The organism is Planococcus versutus, from assembly GCF_001186155.3.
GTDB classification, from domain to species: Bacteria; Bacillota; Bacilli; order Bacillales_A; family Planococcaceae; genus Planococcus; species Planococcus versutus.
This window is the reverse complement of sequence record NZ_CP016540.2, coordinates 1,696,325-1,719,506: the sequence shown is the minus strand read 5'-3', so window position 1 is coordinate 1,719,506 and position 23,182 is coordinate 1,696,325. Positions and strand designations below refer to the sequence as shown.

General features: G+C 38.9%; 22 protein-coding genes and 1 pseudogene. 22 read left to right on the top strand and 1 reads right to left on the bottom strand.

The window, feature by feature from the left end; translation table 11 throughout:
- Positions 1–71: 71 nt before the first annotated feature.
- The 20 genes and pseudogenes from I858_RS08770 (at position 72) to I858_RS08680 (ending at position 19,711) form a co-directional block, all read left to right on the top strand.
- Complete coding sequence (locus tag I858_RS08770; RefSeq protein WP_065524934.1) at positions 72–851, top strand: lipoate--protein ligase family protein; 780 nt, start codon at positions 72–74, stop codon at positions 849–851.
- Between the two features lie 176 nt (positions 852–1,027).
- On the top strand, positions 1,028–3,589 hold the full coding sequence (locus tag I858_RS08765) for a vitamin B12-dependent ribonucleotide reductase (RefSeq protein ID WP_065524715.1): 2,562 nt from the start codon (positions 1,028–1,030) through the stop codon (positions 3,587–3,589).
- Positions 3,590–3,897: 308 nt separating this feature from the next.
- On the top strand, positions 3,898–4,326 hold the full coding sequence (gene aroQ, locus I858_RS08760) for a type II 3-dehydroquinate dehydratase (RefSeq protein ID WP_065524716.1): 429 nt from the start codon (positions 3,898–3,900) through the stop codon (positions 4,324–4,326).
- An 8-nt stretch (positions 4,327–4,334) separates the two neighbouring features.
- A complete protein-coding gene (locus tag I858_RS08755) occupies positions 4,335–5,402 on the top strand; it encodes a M24 family metallopeptidase (RefSeq protein ID WP_275425612.1) in 1,068 nt (355 codons plus the stop codon).
- A 17-nt stretch (positions 5,403–5,419) separates the two neighbouring features.
- On the top strand, positions 5,420–5,980 hold the full coding sequence (gene efp, locus I858_RS08750; RefSeq protein WP_065524718.1) for an elongation factor P: 561 nt from the start codon (positions 5,420–5,422) through the stop codon (positions 5,978–5,980).
- Positions 5,981–6,107: 127 nt separating this feature from the next.
- Positions 6,108–6,611: an acetyl-CoA carboxylase biotin carboxyl carrier protein gene (gene accB / locus I858_RS08745; RefSeq protein ID WP_065524719.1), complete on the top strand. Its 504-nt coding sequence runs from the start codon at positions 6,108–6,110 to the stop codon at positions 6,609–6,611.
- A gap of 26 nt (positions 6,612–6,637) precedes the next feature.
- Positions 6,638–7,986: pseudogene (accC, locus tag I858_RS08740) on the top strand (acetyl-CoA carboxylase biotin carboxylase subunit).
- A 15-nt stretch (positions 7,987–8,001) separates the two neighbouring features.
- Entirely contained in the window at positions 8,002–8,397 is a 396-nt protein-coding gene (locus I858_RS08735) for an Asp23/Gls24 family envelope stress response protein (protein ID WP_065524720.1), read from the top strand.
- A 189-nt stretch (positions 8,398–8,586) separates the two neighbouring features.
- A complete protein-coding gene (gene nusB / locus I858_RS08730) occupies positions 8,587–8,976 on the top strand; it encodes a transcription antitermination factor NusB (RefSeq protein WP_065524721.1) in 390 nt (129 codons plus the stop codon).
- Positions 8,977–8,990: 14 nt separating this feature from the next.
- On the top strand, positions 8,991–9,869 hold the full coding sequence (gene folD, locus I858_RS08725) for a bifunctional methylenetetrahydrofolate dehydrogenase/methenyltetrahydrofolate cyclohydrolase FolD (protein WP_065524722.1): 879 nt from the start codon (positions 8,991–8,993) through the stop codon (positions 9,867–9,869).
- A 65-nt stretch (positions 9,870–9,934) separates the two neighbouring features.
- Positions 9,935–11,296, top strand: coding sequence for an exodeoxyribonuclease VII large subunit (xseA, locus tag I858_RS08720; RefSeq protein ID WP_065524723.1), 1,362 nt, complete (start codon positions 9,935–9,937; stop codon positions 11,294–11,296).
- On the top strand, positions 11,289–11,525 hold the full coding sequence (gene xseB / locus I858_RS08715) for an exodeoxyribonuclease VII small subunit (RefSeq protein ID WP_065524724.1): 237 nt from the start codon (positions 11,289–11,291) through the stop codon (positions 11,523–11,525). The genes xseA and xseB overlap by 8 nt, the downstream gene beginning before the upstream one ends.
- Complete coding sequence (locus I858_RS08710) at positions 11,522–12,403, top strand: polyprenyl synthetase family protein (RefSeq protein WP_065524725.1); 882 nt, start codon at positions 11,522–11,524, stop codon at positions 12,401–12,403. Before xseB ends, I858_RS08710 begins: the two co-directional genes overlap by 4 nt.
- 92 nt (positions 12,404–12,495) lie before the next feature.
- The gene (gene dxs / locus I858_RS08705; RefSeq protein ID WP_065524935.1) at positions 12,496–14,400 is read left to right on the top strand and encodes a 1-deoxy-D-xylulose-5-phosphate synthase; all 1,905 of its coding nucleotides are present in this window, start codon (positions 12,496–12,498) and stop codon (positions 14,398–14,400) included.
- Positions 14,397–15,218: a TlyA family RNA methyltransferase gene (locus tag I858_RS08700; protein WP_065524726.1), complete on the top strand. Its 822-nt coding sequence runs from the start codon at positions 14,397–14,399 to the stop codon at positions 15,216–15,218. The genes dxs and I858_RS08700 overlap by 4 nt, the downstream gene beginning before the upstream one ends.
- 178 nt (positions 15,219–15,396) lie before the next feature.
- Positions 15,397–15,846: a transcriptional regulator AhrC/ArgR gene (gene ahrC / locus I858_RS08695; protein WP_058385497.1), complete on the top strand. Its 450-nt coding sequence runs from the start codon at positions 15,397–15,399 to the stop codon at positions 15,844–15,846.
- 16 nt (positions 15,847–15,862) lie between these two features.
- Positions 15,863–17,560, top strand: a complete 1,698-nt coding sequence (gene recN / locus I858_RS08690) for a DNA repair protein RecN (protein ID WP_065524727.1) — start codon at positions 15,863–15,865, stop codon at positions 17,558–17,560.
- Between the two features lie 45 nt (positions 17,561–17,605).
- The gene (gene spo0A, locus I858_RS08685; RefSeq protein ID WP_065524728.1) at positions 17,606–18,379 is read left to right on the top strand and encodes a sporulation transcription factor Spo0A; all 774 of its coding nucleotides are present in this window, start codon (positions 17,606–17,608) and stop codon (positions 18,377–18,379) included.
- A 229-nt stretch (positions 18,380–18,608) separates the two neighbouring features.
- Positions 18,609–18,740: a hypothetical protein gene (locus tag I858_RS17525; RefSeq protein WP_275425611.1), complete on the top strand. Its 132-nt coding sequence runs from the start codon at positions 18,609–18,611 to the stop codon at positions 18,738–18,740.
- A gap of 245 nt (positions 18,741–18,985) precedes the next feature.
- Positions 18,986–19,711, top strand: a complete 726-nt coding sequence (locus I858_RS08680) for a glycerophosphodiester phosphodiesterase (RefSeq protein ID WP_083553688.1) — start codon at positions 18,986–18,988, stop codon at positions 19,709–19,711.
- A 10-nt stretch (positions 19,712–19,721) separates the two neighbouring features.
- Here I858_RS08680 and I858_RS08675 read toward each other — a convergent pair whose 3' ends face one another.
- A complete protein-coding gene (locus tag I858_RS08675) occupies positions 19,722–19,955 on the bottom strand; it encodes a DUF2627 domain-containing protein (RefSeq protein WP_065524730.1) in 234 nt (77 codons plus the stop codon).
- A 123-nt stretch (positions 19,956–20,078) separates the two neighbouring features.
- On the opposite strand from I858_RS08675, the gene I858_RS08670 reads away from it, so the two are divergent.
- Positions 20,079–22,124, top strand: coding sequence for a sigma-54 interaction domain-containing protein (locus tag I858_RS08670; protein WP_065524731.1), 2,046 nt, complete (start codon positions 20,079–20,081; stop codon positions 22,122–22,124).
- 132 nt (positions 22,125–22,256) lie between these two features.
- On the top strand, positions 22,257–23,165 hold the full coding sequence (gene yqiS, locus I858_RS08665; protein WP_065524732.1) for a phosphate butyryltransferase: 909 nt from the start codon (positions 22,257–22,259) through the stop codon (positions 23,163–23,165).
- Positions 23,166–23,182 lie beyond the last annotated feature (17 nt).

The following is a 23,182-nucleotide window of genomic DNA, read 5'->3' as shown; positions in this document are numbered from 1 at the left end:
TAGGAGGCGATCTTGTGAAATATCCAAAATGGAATTTTATAAATTCAGGTGCGGGAAGTCCATCTTTTAATATGGCGTTAGACGAAGCCTTGCTAACATGGCATAGTGAAGGACTTATTCCACCTGTGATTCGTTTTTACAGTTGGCAACCAGCAGCTCTTTCAATCGGCTATTTTCAAAAAGTAGAAAAAGAAATCGATATGGAAGCAGTAGATCGGCTTGGACTGGGATTTGTTCGTCGACCAACTGGTGGCAGAGGTGTTCTTCATGAACATGAACTTACATATAGTATTATTGTGAGCGAAGCTTATCCGGGTATGCCTGAAACAGTCACAGAGGTCTACCGGGCATTGAGTGAAGGTTTATTAAAAGGTTTTCACAACTTAGGATTAGATGCTTCCTTTTCGGTGCCTGATACAGAAGATCAGCGAACGGATTTGAAAAAGCCAAAATCAGCTGTTTGTTTTGATGCGCCAAGCTGGTATGAAATGGTCGTTGAAGGCAAGAAAGTAGCAGGAAGTGCTCAAACGCGCCAAAAAGGAGTTATCTTGCAACACGGTGCCATTTTGCTTGACTTGGACGCTGAAAAACTTTTATCGGTTTTTAAATTTTCAAGTGAAACGGCGAAAGAGCGGATGCGTCTTAAAATCCCAGAAAAAGCCGTTGCTATTAATTTACTAAGCGAGCAGCCAGTCACACAAGAACAATGCATCCGAGCTTTTAAAGCTGGATTTGAACAGGCTTTATCGATCAACTTTACTCCATTCCAACTAACTGCTCAACAACTTGAAGAAGTCAAGACCATTGAACAAAAAAAATATGCGAATTCTGAATGGAATTTTCGCGTGTAGTGTCTTTCGGCTCATTTTCATTGGAGAAACCTTGATGAATCGAGCTTTCCAAGCAAATTGGAAATTCCGTCAGAAACTTGTTATTGAAAACAAGTTTCAATATGTAGTATGATGGGAATCGAAGTAATACTATATATAGTATCTAGCTCCATATAACATAAAGGAGGAATTGTCAAATGGTTTCCGCCACACAACAATCCCAGTATTCATTAAACACACAAGCTTTAAATGAAGATATCAAAACGTTCCCACAAGTTCATGCAATCTCACCCGATATGAAGTTAACGCATAAAGGGGTATCGCGCCTTGTTATGATTGACCGTTATTCGTTTAAGGACACAGAGAAAAAAACACTTAAAGCAGGTGATTTTGTTGTTTTAACGGTTAAAGAAGATCCGAAGTTTCCAGCTCGCGGCCTTGGATATATCGTTTCAATCGATAAAGATGCAAACAAAGCAAAAGTTTGGATTGAAGAAGATTATAGAAGCGCAATTGATAACCCAGAAGAACAAGCAGCAGGCGTTGTTAACCGTCCGATCGAAGTGATTGAAAAGCCGATGGAAGTTTTCTATGAGCAAATTGCAAAACGTAACGCAACTGGTCTTGCTTCTGTTGAGAAAACAGTTGAAAAGCGTCAAGAATGGTTTGAGAAATTCTATCAGCAATTGGTTGATTTGAAGTTTATTCCAGCTGGACGTGTTCTTTATGGAGCGGGAGCAGATACAGATGTAACTTATTTTAATTGTTACGTAATGCCATTTGTTGCGGATTCACGTGAAGGCATTTCAGATCACCGTAAACAAGTAATGGAAATTATGAGTCGCGGAGGAGGCGTCGGTACAAACGGTTCAACCCTTCGTCCGCGCAACACGTTAGCTCGTGGAGTCAATGGCAAATCATCAGGATCTGTATCTTGGTTGGATGATATTGCAAAACTGACACATCTTGTTGAACAAGGTGGATCACGACGTGGTGCGCAAATGATCATGCTTGCAGACTGGCATCCAGATATCGCAGAATTTATCATTTCGAAAATGCAAAACCCAAGAATTTTACGTTATTTAATCGAAAAAACAAATGATGAGACGATTAAAAAGTTAGCTTACGATAAATTGAAATTTAAACCGCTGACAGCTCAAGAAGATGCAATGTATCAAGGAATTTTGAACTACCGTACAATTCCTGGCATGGGTGGATTTAATGAAAAAATTATGCGAGATGCTGACACGAAATTGCGCGATGGTGGTACGTATTCTGTTCATAACGAAGAATTCCTAACTGGAGCGAATATTTCAGTTACATTGACGAGTGACTTTATGACAGCAGTCGAAAATGATGCGGATTTTGACTTGCGTTTCCCGGCAGTTGAGTCATATTCAAAAGAAGAAATGGCTGTTTATAACAAAAAATGGCAAGAAATTGGTGATGTTCGTGAATGGGAAAGCATGGGACATGGCGTTCGTGTTTACCGTACGATGAAAGCGCGTGAACTCTGGAACTTGATCAATATTTGTGCAACGTATTCAGCAGAACCGGGTATTTTCTTTATCGATAATGCTAATGAAAAAACCAATGCCGCAGCATATGGTCAAAAAGTTGTAGCAACAAACCCTTGTGGAGAACAACCATTAGCGCCTTATTCGGTTTGTAACTTAGCAGCAGTCAACTTGGCGCAATTTGCAGATCCAAAAACAAAAACAGTTGATTTTGAAAGCTTAAAAGAAACTGTTCGTGTCGGTGTCCGCATGCAAGATAACGTAATTGATGCAACACCATATTTCCTTGAAGAAAACCAAATACAAGCACTTGGCGAACGCCGTGTAGGTCTTGGAGTTATGGGATTAGCTGATCTACTGATTTACTGCGACAAAGAATATGGTTCACCAGAAGGCAATGAACTTGTGGATGAAATCTTCAAGACGATTGCGACTGCAGCTTACGAAATTTCAACGGACATAGCGGCAGAACGTGGCAGTTTTCCATTCCTAGTTGGTAAAACAGATGAAGAAACAGCAGCACTTCGCAAAGCATTTACGAACACTGGATTTATGCAAGACATGCCAGAGCATGTTCGCGAAGCAGTTCTTGAAAAAGGAATTCGCAACTCTCATTTATTGACAGTCGCTCCTACAGGATCTACTGGTACAATGGTAGGCGTTTCAACAGGACTTGAACCTTATTATTCGTTTACTTATTACCGTAGTGGACGTCTTGGTAAATTTATTGAAGTTAAAGCGGATATTGTTCGTGAATACTTAAAAAACAACCCAGAAGCTGATGAAGAAAACTTACCAAAAGCATTTGTAACATCAATGGAACTAGCACCAGAAGCACATGCAGATGTTCAATGCATTATCCAACGCTGGATTGATTCTTCTATCTCAAAAACGGTTAACGCACCACGCGGTTATACGGTCGAACAAGTAGAAGGCGTATATGAGCGTTTGTATAAAGGTGGGGCTAAAGGCGGCACAGTTTATGTCGATGGCAGTCGGGATTCTCAAGTATTAACATTAACAGCAGAAGACAATAATTTTGAAGATGAAGAGCAACCGGAAGAATCGGGTAAACGCCCGATCGTATTAATTGATACGATTCAAGACATTCGTTCAACAAACGTTTCGATTGGTTCTGAAGTAGGCGACACTTGTCCAGTTTGTCGAAAAGGAACAGTCGAAGAAATGGGTGGTTGCAACACATGCACCAACTGTAGTGCTCAATTAAAATGTGGATTGTAAACTAATGAACGCGGTGGCTAACTAGCCACCGCGTTTTATATGTGTTTAGCTTGAAAAGGCTTTTTAGTAAGTCGTCTTAAGCCCGGCGAATCTACACGGCTGCTGTCGCTTTTCTTATGTCTAGGCTCCAACAGCCAGATTCTAGGGTCATAAGCCACTCTAGCTGTGCGGCTGAAGAAACGTCGCTTCGCGAGAGCATCTTATGCCCGTCGAATCTACACGGCTACTGTCATTTTTCTTTTATAGTTGCTCGATTGTTCTGATATGTTAAAATAATGGAGAGAGCATTGAGAGGAGGGTATCGATGCATGCGTGTACTGGTTTTGAACGGTCCGAATTTGAATCGTCTGGGTAAGCGTGAAAAAGAAGCATATGGAACGTTCACATTAGAAGAGTTAGAACAAGATCTTGTGGAATTTTCTTACCATCACGGTATTGAATTGATTTGCCGACAATCTAATCATGAAGGTGAATTGATTGACTGGATTCACGGCGCTGGGGATGATGCGTTATCTGGTATTGTTTTAAATGCAGGTGCTTATACACATACGAGCATTGCGATACGAGATGCTATTGCTGCGATAGACGTTCCTGTTATAGAAGTACATATATCAAATGTCCACAAACGAGAGACATTCCGCCATCATTCATTTATTGCACCGGTTAGCGCCGGACAAATAGTTGGCTTTGGTCAAAATGTTTACAAATTAGCACTTCATGCATTGCTTTTACAATAACAGAGAGGATGGATACAGTGAAACTTCAAAAATTACGTGCTGAAATGGAAAAAAGAAACGTAGGAGCGGTGCTCGTCACGAGTCCTTATAATTTGAGGTACATTACAGAATTTACAGGAACAGCAGGACTGGCACTTGTCACTAAGAAAGAAGCTGTTTTTATTACTGATTTTCGCTATACCGAACAAGCAAATGAGCAAGTTAAAGAATTTAAAGTAGTTCAAGCGAAAAAAAACCTAATGGATGAAGTAATCAAAACAGTCCAATCGAGGGGAATCGAAACACTTGCTTTTGAACAAGATTATATGACGTATTCAACAGTTATGTCCTATAAAGAAAAAGTAGATGTAAAATTCGAACCCATTAGCGATTTGATTGAAAAGCTTCGAATGGTTAAAACACCAGAAGAGGTGTCTGTGTTAAAAGCCGCAGCCAAAATTGCGGACGATGCATTTGAACACATTTGCGGGTTTATTCGCGCTGGTGTTACCGAGCTTGAAGTTTCTAACGAGTTAGAGTTTTTTATGAGACAACAAGGTGCGACTTCATCTAGTTTTGATATTATTGTGGCTTCAGGACTTCGTTCGGCATTTCCTCATGGTGTGGCATCGGATAAAGTGATTGAACAAGGCGACATGATCACGCTTGATTTTGGTGCGCTTTACAATGGCTACATTTCAGATATCACGCGCACAGTTGCTGTTGGAGAACCTTCAGAAAAAATGAAAGAAATTTATAATGTTGTCTTAAAGGCGCAAGAATTAGGCGTTGAAAAGATCGGACCAGGAATGAGTGGAATCGAAGCAGATGCCATTGCGCGTGATTATATCAAGTCTAAAGGATACGGCGATGCATTTGGTCATTCGACAGGTCACGGCATCGGTTTAGAAGTGCACGAGAGTCCAGGTTTGTCTTTTAAATCAGAAACGATTTTAGAGCAGGGAATGGCGGTAACAGTAGAACCGGGAATTTATCTACCGGGAATTGGCGGAGTGCGCATTGAAGATGATATACTGATAACCGAGTCAGGAAATGAACGGTTGACTAACTCCACAAAAGAGCTACGCATTTTATAACAAACGGAGGAACTACTATGATTTCAGTAAACGATTTTAAGACAGGTGTCACCATTGAAGTAGACGGCGGAATTTGGCGTGTTATGGAATTCCAACATGTAAAACCAGGCAAAGGTGCAGCGTTTGTGCGCTCAAAACTACGTAATTTACGTACTGGGAGTGTTACTGAAAAGACATTCCGCGCAGGAGAAAAAGTTGCAAAAGCACAAATTGACAACAGCAAAATGCAATACTTATATGCTAATGGTGATATGCATGCATTTATGGATTCAGAAACATACGATCAAATTGAATTGCCTGAGAAAAACATTGAACACGAGTTAAAATTCCTACAAGAGAATATGGAAGTTCAAGTGATTCAGTTTCAAGGTGAAGTATTAGGTGTGGAATTGCCAAACACGGTGGTTTTAGAAGTGGCTGAAACAGACCCAGGTATTAAAGGCGATACAGCAAGTGGTGGTTCAAAACCAGCAAAACTGACAACAGGTTTAACTGTACAAGTGCCATTTTTTATTAACGAAGGCGATCGATTAATCATCAACACAACTGACTCTTCATATGTTTCAAGAGCTCATTAAAACCCTCTAGACCTCTAAATATAGAGGTCTTTTTTTAGAAATTCAGATTATCTATTTCAAAGTTGTTGGAATAAGTCTAAAATAGAAGAGACATTAGTTAAATACATAATCAGAAAGAAGGATGGATATGAAAATTCAAGAAATCCGTGAAATCATTAAATTAGTAGATGGGTCGTCTATCGATGAATTCTCTTATGAGTACGAAGGCGTTAAAGTGAAAATGAAGAAAAATGGATTAGGAAATGCTCAGCAGCCAAGTCAAACGGCTATTCAAGAGCCACAATTTGCTAATGCTGAAGAAATGCCGACAACAAAACCGGCTAAAGAAACAGAACTAATAAAACCGGTAATTGAAGAACAAACAGCAGATCTACCTGGCGCTGATTCTGACTATCACAAAATTTTATCACCAATGGTCGGGACATTCTATGAATCGCCATCTCCAGACGAAGCGGCTTACGTGCAAGTCGGCACGAAAGTTACTGCAGACCAAATCGTCTCAATTGTTGAGGCAATGAAATTGTTCAATGAAATTGAAGCAGAAGTGGATGGGGAAATTGCTGAAATTCTTGTAAAAGATGGACAGCTTGTTGAGTATGGACAGCCTTTATTCCTCGTGAAAGCAAACTGAGGAAAGGAGAGATAGCCATGAAAACGATGAAAAAAGTATTGATTGCAAACCGTGGAGAAATCGCGGTTCGGATTATCCGTGCTTGTAAAGAAATGGGCATCGAAACAGTAGCGGTTTATTCAGAGGCAGATAAAGAAGCGCTACATGTAGAACTTGCCGATGAAGCGTATTGTATCGGTCCAAAATTATCAAAAGACAGCTATTTAAATTTTTCGAATATCATGTCAGTTGCGAAACTGACAAATTGTGATGGGATTCATCCTGGTTATGGGTTTTTGGCTGAAAATGCTAGTTTTGCTGAGCTTTGCGAAGCGTGTGACATGATGTTTATCGGGCCGACTGCAGATGCGATTTCCCGTATGGGTACTAAAGACGTTGCGCGTGAAACAATGCGCAAAGCAGGTGTTCCAGTCGTGCCGGGTTCTACTGGCATTGTGGAAAGTGAAGAAGACGGCTTGCGTATTGCTGATGAAATTGGCTTCCCAGTCATTATCAAAGCTACTGCAGGTGGTGGCGGTAAAGGAATTCGTGTGGCGCGAACGCGTGAGGATTTCGTCACGGGTCTGAAAATGACGCAAAAAGAAGCGGCTGCAGCTTTTGGAAATCCTGGCGTTTATATTGAGAAATTCATTGAAGATTTCCGTCATATCGAAATCCAAGTGCTTGCTGATTCTTATGGCAATGCTATTCATTTAGGAGAGCGTGATTGCTCGATTCAGCGACGTATGCAAAAATTGGTTGAAGAAGCACCATCGCCGGCGCTGTCTCCTGAATTACGTGCAGAAATGGGCGATGCTGCAGTTAAAGCAGCGATAGCTGTTGACTACCGCGGAGCAGGTACTGTAGAATTTATTTTTGACGCAGTCAATCAAAAATTTTACTTTATGGAAATGAATACGCGTATTCAAGTAGAACATCCCGTAACAGAAATGATTACAGGAATAGATTTGATCCAGCAACAATTGAAAGTTGCATCTGGTGAAACCTTAGCCTACAAACAAGAAGATGTTACTTTTAAAGGTTGGTCGATTGAATGCCGTATTAATGCGGAAAATCCTGCTAAAAATTTTATGCCTTCAGCAGGAAGAGTAGATATGTACTTGCCTCCAGGGGCATGGGCGTTAGAATCGATTCTGCTATGTATTCGGGCTATACGATTCCACCGTATTATGATTCTATGGTCGCTAAACTCATTACATTTGCAGACACTCGCGAAGAAGCAGTTGCAAAAATGAAACGAGCATTAGACGAGTTTGTAATCGAAGGCGTGTTCACAACGATTCCATTCCATTCAAAACTAATGGATCACGAAGTATTTAAATCAGGAGAATTTAATACGAAATTCCTTGAAAAATACGATGTACTGGGATCTTAAGGAGGAGCTTCTCAAATGGTAGAAAAAACAGCACCTTACGTACGGATGAAGTCTCACGGTGCACAAGATTTAGGTAATATTGAAGTAGCCCCAGAAGTATTGGAAATTATCGCTAGTATTGCAGCAACAGACATCGCAGGCGTTGCGAGCATGCGTGGTAACTTTGCTTCGGATGTTGTTGAACGTTTAGGAAAAAAGGTTCATGGCAAAGGCATCAAAACCGAATTATCTGAAGAAGGGTTAGCCATTGATGTTTATTGTGTCATCGATTATGGTGTGTCGATTCCCAAGACCGCGTTAAAAATTCAAGAACAAGTTCGTCAAACGCTTGAAAATATGACCTCACTTCAAACTCAAGAAGTTAATGTTCATATTACAGGCGTCAATTTCGAACCTAAACCCACAGAGTAAACAGCAAGGCTGCCAAAAGACCTTTTAGGTTTGAGGCAGCCTTGCTTGTTTTGATTCGCAAATCTTAGAACTTTGCTGCAAGAGACATTGTGTTATATGCTATTGACCGAACATTTCAAACATGGAAGTTCAGACCGAATACCTGTATAATAAGGGACAACTAGCTGTGAAAAGGAGACCGGATATACAATGAAACGACACGAAGCACGAGAAAAAGCGCTTCAGACCTTATTTCAATTAGAAGGTACTGAATTGACAATTGATGAAGCAATGGACCATGTGATGGCAGGAGAAAATGATCATTTTTATGATTTATTAGTTCAAGGCACTTATACAAATATGGCTACAATTGATGAAAAGCTAGTAGGTCATTTAGAAAACTGGTCATTAGAACGCTTGCCAAAAGTTGAACGTACGATTCTTCGCATGGCCATTTTTGAACTAGATTATATGGAAGATGCACCAGCACGCGTCGTCATGAACGAAGCTATTGAACTTTGCAAAACTTTTGGAGACGATAAATCGAGTCGGTTTGTTAATGGTGTTCTTTCAAAATTTACCGACGAAACAGCAAATTAATTGGAGGAGTTAACATGACTGCAAAATTGATTGATGGAAAAGCCGTAAGCCAAAAAATAAAAATTCAAGTAAAAGAGCGTGTGGAAAAATTGGCGCAACAAGAAATCATACCAGGGCTTGCCGTTGTGTTAGTTGGAGAAAACTCCGCTTCTCTTACATATGTAAAAAATAAAAAAAAGACTTGTGAAGCACTAGGGATGCGTTCGGATCTTCATCAATATCCGGACACATTGACTGAACAGGAGTTACTTTCAAAAATTGAAGAATTGAATACTGATCCAGAAATTCACGGGATACTTGTACAATTGCCTTTGCCAAAACAAATTGATGAATTCAAAGTGATATCAGCGATTAGTCCGGATAAAGACGTAGATGGCTTTCATCCGATTTCTGTTGGCAACATGATGATTGGCAAGGAAGCTTTTTTGCCATGTACACCACATGGCATTATGGAGTTACTTTCTAATTACGAAATCGATCTCGCAGGTAAACATGCGGTTGTCATCGGACGCAGCAATATTGTTGGTAAGCCAATCGGTCAGTTATTGCTTCAAAAAGATGCGACGGTTACATACTGTCATTCCAAAACAAACGATTTAGCAAGCTTTACAAAGCAGGCAGATATTTTAATCGCTGCGATTGGTCGAGCTAAATTTATTGATCATACGTATGTTAAGTCAGGAGCCGTTATTATCGATGTTGGAATGAATCGAGATGAAAACGGTAAACTTTGTGGAGATGTAGATTTTCAAGACGTTCAAGAAACAGCTAGTTTTGTAACACCAGTTCCAGGTGGAGTGGGTCCCATGACTATTGCTATGCTTATGGGAAATACAGTACAATCAGCTGAAAAGGATCTGCAAAGACAAAACAACAGTAAGTATGTAAAATAAAAAGTAATAGGGCTGTTTTTCTATTGAAAAACAGCTTTTTAAATTCATAGATAGGGGTTGAAAATATGTCGGCCGACCCGTACTTAAGTGTTAAAGCTTTGACCAAATACATAAAAAAGAAGTTTGACGCCGATCCTCATCTCCGCGATGTCTATGTAAAAGGCGAGTTATCGAACGTTAAAATTCATACAAGTGGACATATTTATTTCACTTTAAAAGATAATGCTGCACGGTTGCCAGGGGTTATGTTTTCAGCAAGTGCTAAATCCGTCAAATTCAAACCGGAAAGTGGCATGACCGTATTGATTAGAGGAGATGTCACGGTTTATGAGGCCTCTGGTCAATATCAACTATACGCACAGTCAATGCAAATTGATGGCATTGGCGATTATTACTTGGCCTTTGAACAATTAAAAGAAAAACTATCAAAAGAAGGACTCTTTCATGCTTCACATAAGAAATTGTTGCCACGTTTCCCCCGAAAAATTGCGGTGGTAACGGCGCAAACGGGTGCAGCAGTGCGCGACATTATTATTACATTACACCGTCGTTATCCATTAGCTGATGTTGTGTTGTACCCCACACTCGTTCAGGGAACAGGTGCTGTTCAATCGATTGTCCAATCGATTCAAGCTGCCAATAAAAAGGATTTCGATGTATTGATTGTCGGACGTGGTGGAGGATCTATTGAAGATTTATGGGCTTTTAATGACGAAGCAGTCGCACGTGTTATATTCAGTTCTGTTATTCCAGTTATTTCTGCAATCGGTCACGAAACCGATACGACGATTGCTGACTTTGTTTCAGATTTGCGTGCAGCTACACCAACTGCTGCGGCGGAACTTGCTGTTCCTAGTCAGACAGAGTTGTTAGAGCGCATAGCGAGTTACAGAAGCCTTATGTACCGAACAGCTTCAGGAACAATTAGTCAGCAAAAGCAACTCTTAAATCGCTTGACCACATCATTCCCTTTGGCTTATCCAGAACGGTTATACAGACCATTTACGGAGCGAGTTGAGCGAGCGACAGAATCGTTGCAACGCGAATCATTGCAGCAGTTAAATCGTTCAAAAGAATATTATCAAACACTTGAAAATCGCTTGAAATCACGATCGCCACTTCAACAAATTCATCAATCAAAAATTCAAGTTATAGAACTAGGCAGAAGACTCGATTATCAACTGGATCAATTGCTAAAAAACCAATCCCAGCAGTTATCATCTGCAATTCGGACATTAGATGCACTGAGTCCTTTAAAAATTATGGACCGTGGCTATTCGATTCCATATATTGAAGAAACGGTTGTTAAAAGTGTGAAGAATATCAAAATAGGTGATCAGCTCACGGTAGCAATGCAAGATGGTACGATTCAAGCAACAGTTGATCAAGTAAATGCAGTAGTAAAAGGAGATGAGAACAGTGTCTGAAAAGAAAATCATGTTTAATGATGCAATGGAGCAACTAGAAGAAATCGTTCGTCAACTCGAACAAGGAGACGTTCCACTTGAACAAGCGTTGACACTTTATCAAAAAGGCATGGAACTTTCAAAAGTTTGCCATACTAAATTACAAAATGCTGAAAGTCAATTGGTTACAATGATGAAAGACGGCAAAGAAGTTCCAGCTGATATAGAAATGGATGGGAATGCTAAATGAATCTAATTAAATTTCGTACTTACTATGAACCGTTAATTCAACAGGAAATGGCCCAATTGATTTTGTCTTTATCGATACCCGATTCATTAAAAGAATCGATGCATTACTCGCTACAAGCCGGTGGAAAACGAATCCGTCCTATTTTGCTGTTGGCAGTTCTTCATGAATTAAGTGACAAAGAACATCCTGAAGCGTTGAAAGTAGCAGCGGCAATTGAAATGATTCATACGTATTCTTTGATTCACGATGACTTACCAAGTATGGATGATGACGATTTGCGTCGTGGCATGCCGACCAATCACAAAGTATTTGGAGAAGCCGTTGCCATTCTCGCAGGTGATGCATTATTAACGTATAGCTTTGGGATTGTGGCACGTCTCCAAGAAGTATCTAGTGACGACAAAGTTCGTTTAATTGATTTAATGAGTGTCTCAGCAGGTGCCGAAGGAATGGTTGGTGGACAAGTACTTGATATTGAAGGCGAAGAAAAACAATTAACACTTGAAGAATTAGAACAAGTGCATCGCTTAAAAACAGGTGCTTTATTAACGTATAGCATTTTAGCAGGTGGTATTTTAGCGCAAGCTTCAGATGAAGAAATTATAGCGCTTAGTCAATTTGGTCAACACCTTGGACTGGCGTTCCAAATTCAAGACGATATTTTAGACATTACTGGAACATCTGAGGAACTTGGCAAAACAGCTGGTAAAGATGAGTCTAGTGAGAAAAGCACATATCCAAGTTTACTGACTTTACCAAAAGCAAAAGAAAAATTAAATTTTCACGCAGCTGAAGCTGTAAATGCTCTTGAGAAATTAAAAGGTGAAAAAACACTGTTAGTGCAACTAACGCAATTAATTGTTCAAAGAAAAAGCTGATTTTTAAGGCTCTGATTTGTACAATCGCTGTAGACTGATATAATATGAACAGACAGTCTGAAGGAAAATTTTATAAAAGGTGCGTGATGGCAATGAATCTACAGTCGATTACTAGTCCATCTTTCTTAAAAGAGCTGAACACGAAACAGCTTGAAGTATTAAGTGAAGATATAAGACGATTTTTAATAGAAAACTTATCTAGAACAGGCGGGCATATTGGTCCAAACCTGGGTGTTGTAGAACTAACAATTGCACTTCATAAAGTATTCGACAGCCCTTCTGATAAATTTATTTGGGATGTAGGACATCAATCTTATGTCCATAAAATTCTTACCGGTAGAGCTGGGCAATTCGATACATTGCGTCAATTCAAAGGGCTTTGTGGTTTTCCAAAACGCAATGAAAGTGAACATGATGTCTGGGAAACAGGTCATAGTTCAACGTCTCTATCAGCTGCAATGGGTATGGCAGCTGCTCGTGATATTAAAAAAACCGGCAACCATATTATTCCGATTATCGGCGATGGTGCGTTAACGGGTGGGATGGCTTTTGAAGCATTAAATCATATTGGTCATACTAAAACCGATATGACAATTATACTGAACGACAATGAAATGTCGATCGCGCCAAACGTTGGTGCTATGCACAGCATGCTCGGGAGAATGCGAACAGCTGGAAAATACAATAAAGTTAAAGACGATTTGGAATATCTATTGAAAAAAGTACCTGCAGTTGGTGATCGGTTAGCTTCAACGGCTGAACGCGTAAAAGACTCATTGAAATATTTGGTGGTTTCGGGGATGTTCTTTGAGGAAATGGGTTTTACCTATTTAGGACCAATTAATGGACATGATTTAGAGGAATTAGAAGATAATTTACGTTACGCAAAGAAAACAAAAGGTCCTGTTTTGTTGCATGTTGTGACGAAAAAAGGCAAAGGCTTTCTACCAGCAGAACAAGATATCATTGGTACATGGCATGGCACAGGTCCATACAAAATGGAAACAGGCGATTTAGTCAAGTCATCATCCAAAGCACCTTCTTGGAGCGGTTTAATCGCAGAAACAGTTCGGAAATTGGCACGTACGGATGAGCGAATTGTAGCAATTACGCCTGCAATGCCAGTTGGTTCAAAACTTGAAGGTTTTGCTTCTGAATTTCCAGAACGCATGTATGATGTAGGCATTGCTGAACAGCACGCAACAACAATGGCTGCTGGACTTGCTACTCAAGACATGAAACCATTTTTAGCTATTTACTCGACATTTTTGCAACGTGCTTACGATCAAGTGGTTCATGATATTTGTCGACAAAATTTAAATGTATTTATTGGAATTGATCGTTCTGGTTTAGTGGGGGCAGATGGGGAAACGCATCAAGGTGTATTTGATATTGCCTTCCTGCGCCATTTGCCGAATATGGTCATCATGATGCCTAAAGACGAAAACGAAGGACAACACATGGTCAAAACAGCTATTGATTATAATGGCGGTCCAATTGCACTACGTTATCCTAGAGGAAATGGCTTAGGTGTCCCAATGGATGAAGAACTACATGCATTGCCTATTGGCTCATGGGAAGTATTGAAAAAAGGTACAGATGCTGTAATCTTAACTTTCGGTACAACTATTCCAATGGCGATGCAAGCAGCAGAAGAATTACATGAACAAGGCATTTCAGTAGAAGTAGTCAATGCTCGTTTTATAAAACCAATGGACAAAGCGATGTTACACACGATTTTCAAAAGAGCGATTCCAATTTTGACAATCGAAGAAGCCGTATTACAAGGTGGATTTGGTAGTGCTGTATTGGAGTTTGCTCAAGAACAAGAGTATCGCGGTTCGGTCATTGATCGTTTAGGAATTCCTGATCACTTTATCGAACACGGAGATGTTGCTGAGTTAATGGATGAAATTAACTTAAACAGTGATGAAGTAGTTCGAGTGATTAAAAAGCGGACACATTCCAAAATACAGGCAGGTATATCGATTTTATGAACAAACCTAAAAAAGAACGTGTAGATGTCTTGTTAGTTGAACAAGGCATTTGCGAAACACGTGAAAAAGCAAAAAGAGCCATAATGGCAGGAATAATTTATTCAGGATCTGAACGGATGGATAAACCTGGTGAGAAGATTATGACCGATGCTCTGCTACAAATGAAAGGCAATGATTTGAAATATGTTAGTCGAGGCGGATTAAAGTTAGAAAAAGCTTTAGAACAGTTTGATTTATCTGTGACAGGTAAATTGATGCTTGATATAGGCTCATCGACAGGTGGTTTTACAGATTGTGCTCTTCAAAATGGAGCAAAACATTGTTATGCACTCGATGTCGGCTATAATCAATTGGCATGGAAAATTAGGCAAGATGAGCGTGTAACAGTGATGGAACGCGTCAACTTCAGGCATTCAAAGCCAGAAGACTTTATAGAAGGTTTACCAGAATTTGCGACAATTGATGTGTCATTTATTTCGTTGCGCATTATCTTGCCAGTGTTAAAAAAAATTCTTGTGCCGAATGGCGATGTAATTGCATTAGTAAAACCACAGTTTGAAGCAGGCAGAGAAAATGTTGGAAAAAAAGGCATTATTCGTGAGCCGAAAATTCACCGCGATGTATTGAGTAAAGTAGGTCAATTCGCTGTAGATTCAGGTTTTCATATAAAAAATATGTCATTTTCACCTATTACAGGTGGAGAAGGCAACATTGAATTTTTATTTCATTTACAGTCGGCTGATGAAAGTTCTGAAATCGTCGCTATTTCAGAAACACTTATCAACGAAACGGTTAAAACAGCTCACGAGTTATTGTAAACACATTCCAAAAGGAATGTGTTTTCTTTTCGAAAATGGGAATACAAACTAAGACTCTTCTTTTGGAGTTAAACATTATTAAGAACTGATCATTCTTCCTTTTGTTGTCTTATTAATAATATAAATGTAGAATATTAAGCATCTAGAATAAATATTCATTCTTTCAAGGGGGAGCATCATGAATAAAGGACAGCGTCACATTAAAATACGCGATCTAATCTCAAATCGCGAAATCGAAACACAAGACGAGCTGGTCGAATTATTAAAATCAGCCGGTTATGAAGTAACACAAGCAACTGTTTCACGTGATATTAAAGAACTGCATTTAGTTAAAGTACCACTACAGGACGGTCGCTATAAGTATAGTTTACCAGCTGACCAGCGCTTTAATCCTATGCAAAAGCTGCATCGTGCGCTAACAGATGCATTTGTAAGTATTGATGGTGCCAGTCATTTTTTAGTGATGAAAACCTTGCCAGGCAATGCTCATGCGATTGGCTCTTTAATAGATCACTTGGATTGGGAAGAAATTCTTGGAACAATTTGTGGAGACGACACGTGTTTAATTATTTGTAGAGATACAGAACAACGTGAAATTTTAAAACAGCGTTTAATTGAAATGCTTTAAGAAGAGGTGAACAGAAATGCTTCGGGAATTAGATATACGTAATTTCGCCATTATTGAAGCGTTAACCGTCAGTTTTTCAGAAGGGTTAACGGTCTTAACTGGAGAAACTGGTGCTGGTAAGTCCATTATTATCGATGCGGTTCATCTTTTGGCAGGCGGACGAGGAAGCCAAGAATTTATTCGACATGGTGCTAAAAAAGCGGAAATCGAAGGATTATTTTCGTTAGATGACGAGCAGCATCCGGTATTTCGTAAATTAGATGAATTTGGCGTTACTAAAAGTGATGGCGATATCTTGTTGCGTAGAGAGCTAAACGACAAAGGTAAAAATGTATGTCGCATCAATGGTAAATTAGTGACCATTTCTATTTTGCGTGAAGTCGGCGCTTCATTAATTGATATTCATGGTCAACATGAAACTCAAGAATTGATGGATGAAAAACAACACCTTTATTTACTTGACCAATATGCAGGAAAAAGTTTGGCTAAATCAAAAGAAAGTTATAGTCATACATTCGATAAATACACAAAATTAAAACGTGAGTTTTCTTCATATACAGAAAATGAACAACAAATTGCCCAGCGCATTGATTTATTAACGTTTCAGTTGCAAGAAATTGAAGCAGCAGAACTCGTTATTGGAGAAGAAGAAGAACTTGTGCAAGAGCGAAAAAAGCTACAAAACTTTAATAAGATTTATGAATCAATTTCAACGGCGCATGAAGCAATTCAAGGAGAAACAAAGGGCTTGGACTGGATAGGTTCCGCAATGTCTGAACTTGAACACGCCGCATCTGTTGATGAAAGCTTTAGTAGTTCTTCTGAAACGTTGTCGAGTGCATTTTATTTAATTCAAGATACAGGATCTGAAATCAAACGAATTTTAGATGATATGGAATTTGATCCAGCTAGACTAAATGATATCGAACAACGGTTGGCTGTTATTCAGTCTTTGAAAAGAAAATATGGCTCTTCGGTGGAAGATATTTTGCTTTACCATGAAAAACAAGCAGATGATCTCGATAAATTGGTCAATCGGGATCAACGTTATCAATTAGATCAAGAAAAATTAAAAGAACTGACTGAAGATTTACGAATAGAGGCAGAAGAACTAACCATTCTTCGTAAAAAAGCGGCGAAAAATTTAGGCAAAGCCATTATGGAGCAGTTGAAAGAATTGCACATGGCAAAAGCATCTTTCGAAGTAAACTTTTTGATCTTGCCAAATGGACGGTTTGATCGATATGGCCATGATTCGATTACGTTTTATATTTCGACAAATCTGGGCGAACCATTAAAACCTTTAACAAAAGTAGCCTCGGGTGGAGAATTATCTCGTATGATGTTGGCACTAAAAACTATTTTTTCTAAACATCAAGGCATTACCTCTATTATTTTTGACGAAGTGGATACAGGTGTTAGTGGACGGGTAGCTCAAGCGATTGCTGAAAAAATTGCAGCGATTTCAATAGATTCACAAGTCTTATGCATTTCACATTTGCCTCAAGTGGCGGCAATGGCAGATCAGCATTTATTCATTGAGAAAAAAGTAGACAAGCAGCGTACGACAACTGCAGTAACGGAACTCGATGGATCTGAGCGTACAGAAGAAATGAGTCGAATGCTATCAGGAGCCGAAATAACAGAGTTAACATTACAACATGCAGAAGAACTATTATCGCTCGCAGCAGATCGAAAATTATTGATGAAATAAGTCGATTACGTACTTGCAAGAGTCAGTCATCAAGGAGAGAGTCGAATGGAAACTATTAAAATTGCAATTGCAGACGATAATCGCGAGTTGGTTCGGCTGGTAAAAGATTATTTAAATGCACAACCAAATATGAAAGTAGTCGATGTTGCCTATAATGGCAAAACGTGTATTAATATGCTAGAAAATCAGCCAATCGATATTCTACTACTGGATATTATTATGCCTCATCTAGATGGCATTGCTGTTTTAGATGCCATTAAAGACAGTGAAGAGTTTCAGAATATTGACGTAATTATGCTCTCAGCTTTTGGACAAGAATCGATTATGAGTCAAGCTGCTGAAAACGGTGCTTCTTATTTTATTTTAAAACCTTTTGAGTCGGATCGTTTAGTTCTGCAAATCAACCACATTATGAACGCACGATCGAATAAACAAGAACACTCATTAACTAAATTAACAAAAGAAGATCGCATTACAAATATGATTAAAGGTATTGGAATACCTCCTCATTTAAAAGGCTATCAATATTTAAAAGAAGCTATTTTATTAGTACTCGAACAATCTGAAATTTTAAATAAAGTGACAAAACAGCTTTATCCAAGCATTGCAAAAAAGTTTGACACGACGTCTTCGAGAGTAGAGAGGTCAATTCGTCATGCCATCGAACAAGCGTGGACCCGTCACGAAACAGTCAATCACATATCTACTATTTTTGGTTATAGTGTTGCCCATCTCGAATCAAAACCAACCAATTCCGAATTTATTGCTATGGTAGTAGATAGTTTAAAACTCGATATTCGAAATGATTCACAATGGTAAAAGCCTCTGAATTTTTAATCGCTCGTTTAGCGATAAAAAATTCAGAGGCTTTTTTTGTTTTATGCCCAGCAGATTTAAAGAACACTTTACAATTTTTTAAAAAAACATACGTTTAAAAAAACGCTATTAAAGGAAAAGGTCTATATCTAGTTTTCTGAAATGACTTAACATACACGAGCAATACTAACTGTATAAACACATCGAGCAAATTGAAAAGAGGCGAACCCACTTGCAGCTAATTCGGCAAATCGATGATTATTTTATAGGCAATGAAGAAGGAACTGTTGTTGATCGACTTTATTTTTATGGTGTATATGGAGTGAGTATGATGATAGCTTTAATAACAATGTCATCCATGTAAATAAACTAACGGTTTTTAATCAGTCGAGTTTTAGTGACATGTTTGTTTGTCCTACTTTAAATGTAATTTACTACTTAAGGCTATTAAAGTAAATTCAAAACCCAAAAGCTATTAACAACCAACTTCACTTTAAGTTTGTCATTAAAAATGGTAAAATTGAGTTGAAACTGAAGACAAACTATAAAGCTAACAAGGTTTAGCTTTATGAAGTTAGTAGATTTCAGAAATGGAAGAGGATGATTTTATTGTCTGAAGTTAAAGTGTATGCACACCGAGGCGCTTCAGGATATGCACTTGAAAACACATGGAATGCGTTTATTAAAGCATGCGAATTGGGTGTTGGCATCGAACTCGATGCACAAATTACAAAAGACGGCGTTGTGATCGTCTACCATGACGACAATTTGCGGCGTTTAACAGGAGTCAATGCAGAAATTGAAACGCTTGCTTACGAAGATATAAAACAACTGCGTATCGGAAAAAAATGGGTGCGAAAATTACAGCAACATGAAATACCGCTTGCTTATGAAGTATTTCAATGGGCCAAGAAAAAGAACATTCCGCTCAATGTTGAACTAAAAGAATCATTCGCAAAAAATCTTAAAGGTCCTCAAATACTTGCTGCAATGCTAGAAGGAATGAGCGATGTTCATTTATCTTCGTTTAATGGGCAATTACTGAAAAAAATGAAGCAATTAATGCCTGATACTGAAATGGCTTGGATTATTAAGAAGAAAAATCAAGTAACGGCTTTACATGATATGGAGTGGATTGATAGTATCCATCTTCATAAGCGATTTATCGGAAAACCTTTGTATAGAGAAATATTAAAGCAAAATAAGAAAGTTCGGTTGTACGGTATGATAGGAACAGAGTCACTAATGGACCGCCTTCATCCGCAATTGGTTGGAATTATCACCAATTATCCAGATCAAGTTAAAAGAAAAATGATGTCTACCTTAACAAGGTAAACATCATTTTTTATTTCTGAAATTTTTTTGCAACTCTTCCTTTTTTACGATCTCGGTTAAGTAAAAAACCCGCAAAAAAACCGATTCCGATTACGACAAAAACAGTACCGAGTGTAAACTGAAGCCAAAGAGCCGGATAAGGCTCAAGTAATTTGTTAAATAACGTATCACGCATCAATTTAATACCGTATGCCGCCATGATTCCAGGAATCAATAAAATAATAAAAGCTACAAGACGACCCATAGTTCCACATCCTTCAGTTTCTATTGTTTCCAATTACGTTAAAGTTGTCAAGAAAAGCTTCCTGTTGTAGGCTTTAAATACGATTGCAATTATTCGCACATAATGAGAGAAGGCTGAAATAATATGCAAAATGTGTTGATTGTAGGTGGCGGAATTGGAGGTTCAGCAATTTTGAAAACGCTGTCCGAAACCAGTTATTTACAGGTTTTTGGTGTGGTGGATATTAATCTTGACGCTCAAGCTATTGTTACTGCAAAATCACTGGGGATTAAGATTGCCGATCATTACCGCAAGTTTGATAAAAAAGAAATTGATATTGTTTTCAATGTAACTGGAAGCAATGAGCTTTATCAAGAACTAAAAGATTATTTCTTGACAAGTACCGTTATTGTTCCTGGTAGTCTTGCAAATGTATTGGTTCGCTTACTTGAAGAAAAAGAGCATTTTATCAATCGACTTAGTAAAGAAAGTCATCGAGAGAAAATTATTTTTAACTCGATTGAAGAAGGAATGATCGGCATTGACAAAACAAGCCATATTACCTTCATGAATAAAAGTGCAGCTCGGATGCTAGAAGTCAGAGTTAACAATACCATCGGCAAACATATTCACGAATTTATTTCATTAAGCGAATTACCAAGAACCTATGAAACCGGACGCATTGAGTTAAACCGGGAATTAGAGCTCGGAAATGGATCGCGAATTGTCACATCGCGTTTTCCGATGATTGGTGACAACGGAGAAATAATTGGAGCCTTTGCAGTGTTCAAAGACATAACGGAAGTCGTAGCACTTGCAGAAGAAATTACAGATTTAAAAGAAATTCAAACAATGTTAGAAGCTATTATTCAATCGAGCGATGACGCCATTTCTGTTGTTGATGAAAAAGGAAACGGCTTATTGGTCAATCCAGCCTACACGCGCATTACAGGCTTGCAAATGAAAGATGTTATCGGTCAGCCTGCATCTGCTGATATTTCAGAAGGCGAGAGTATGCACTTAAAAGCGCTACAAACGCGAAAACCGGTGCGAGGAGTTAATTTAAAAGTTGGACCTTCAAATCGCGAAGTTATTGTAAATGTAGCGCCAATTATTGTAGACAATAAATTAAAAGGCAGTGTTGGTGTTATTCACGACACAACTGAAATCCGATCGCTAATGAAAGAGCTAGATCGTGCCCGCAGTATCATTCGAACATTGGAATCCAAGTATACCTTTGATGATATTATCGGCTTATCTTCCGAAATGCAATTATCACTTCAGCAAGCCAAACTTGCTGCACAAACTTTAGTGACTGTTTTGTTGCGTGGTGAGTCGGGGACAGGTAAAGAGTTGTTTGCTCACGCCATACATAGTGCTAGCGAGCGTAAATACAATAAGTTTGTTCGCATCAACTGTGCTGCACTTTCTGAGGAATTACTAGAAAGCGAACTTTTTGGCTACGAAGAAGGCGCCATTCCAGGAATAAAAACAGGTGAAAAAAGAGGCTTGTTTGAAGAAGCAAATAACGGCAGTATTTTCTTAGACGAGATTGGAGAACTATCCTCTACATTGCAAAGCAAACTATTGCGTGTACTTCAAGAACATGAAACGTTGCGAATCGGCGGTAGTAAATCCATTCCAGTCAATGTACGTGTGATTGCTTCAACAAATGCCAATATGGAAAAAGCATTGCTAGAAGGCAAGTTTCGCGAAGATCTTTATTATCGCTTGAATCGAATGCCGATTCTAATTCCGCCTTTGCGCAATCGCAAGCAAGATATTCCGCGAATTTCTGAACGCTTGTTAGTAAAGTTAAATCAAGAATATGGCCGTAGCGTCGAATCAATTTCTGACAAAGCTTTGCAGTATTTACGTGTGTATGACTGGCCGGGAAATGTTAGAGAACTTGAAAATGTCTTGAGTCGTTCGATGATTTTTATGCAAATGAATGAGCGGCAATTAACAGAAGAGCATATCCCACTAAATATGCTTCGTGTACCCGAAGCAAAAAATGAAGTGCTTATCCAATCTTCGATGCCTTTGCAAGAACAGTTGGATACGGTTGAGCGAGGAATTTTGCATCATGCATTAAAAGAAGCAGGTGGCAACAAATCAAAAGCTGCTAAGCAATTAGAAATCTCTCTGCGCACCTTATATTATAAGCTCGAAAAATATGGATTGATGTAGGTTTTTGCAATACTTTGCAGGGTTTTGCAACAAATTGCAATATTTTATGGATTAAAACACAAATAAAACGCTTTCATGTCTTATAAATAGCCATTCATTCTGTTTTAATTAAGAAGAATGAGGTGAGCAATCTTGGCCACATTAGAGCAATTAATCGAAAATGTACCAAGCGGTCCTATTCATACGGTCTCCGTTGCAGCGGCAGCTGATTCAGTCGTGCTTAAAGCCATTAATATGGCAGTAGAGCGGAAAATGGCTTATTTTCGACTGTACGATGATAAAGAAGAGATAGTAGCGATGATGCGACAAGAATTTCCACAATTGCTCGATCATCCTCATGTCCAACTTTTTCATGTTGATAGTTCTGAATTAGCTGCTGAAGCAGCTGTGAAATCTGTATTCAATAATGATTCTGATATTTTAATGAAAGGTCAAATTGCTACGGCCATACTACTGAAAGCCGTTTTGCATCCAATGTTTGGTTTGCGAACGGGAACAGTTATGTCACAAGTTGCTGCTTTTGAAGTTACTGGATTTGACCGTCTCATTTTTGTAACGGATGCGGGTATGAATATCAAACCCGATTTATCTCAAAAAGTACAGATTATCGAAAATGCTGTCCAAATTGCACGTTCAGTCGGTGTGGAGATGCCGATTGTTGCACCTTTAGCAGGTGTAGAAGTTATCAATCCTAACATGCAAGCAACTCTTGACGCAGCAGCACTCACCGCTATGAATCAGCGTGGTCAAATCAAAGACTGTATTGTGGATGGGCCATTTGCTCTCGACAATGCTATCTCCATTGATGCAGCCAAAAACAAACGCATAGCAGGAGTGAATGCCGGGAAAGCCGACATCCTGCTTGTTCCAACTATTGAATCTGGTAATATTTTGTATAAATCACTGGTCTTTTTCGCAAATGCGAAAGTTGGCAGTATCGTGACGGGTGCAAAAGCGCCAATTGTTTTGTCATCACGTGCTGACAGTGCTGAAAGTAAATTGTATTCACTGGCTTTAGCCATTTGTTCATCACTAACTTAAGGAACCACTATTAGGAG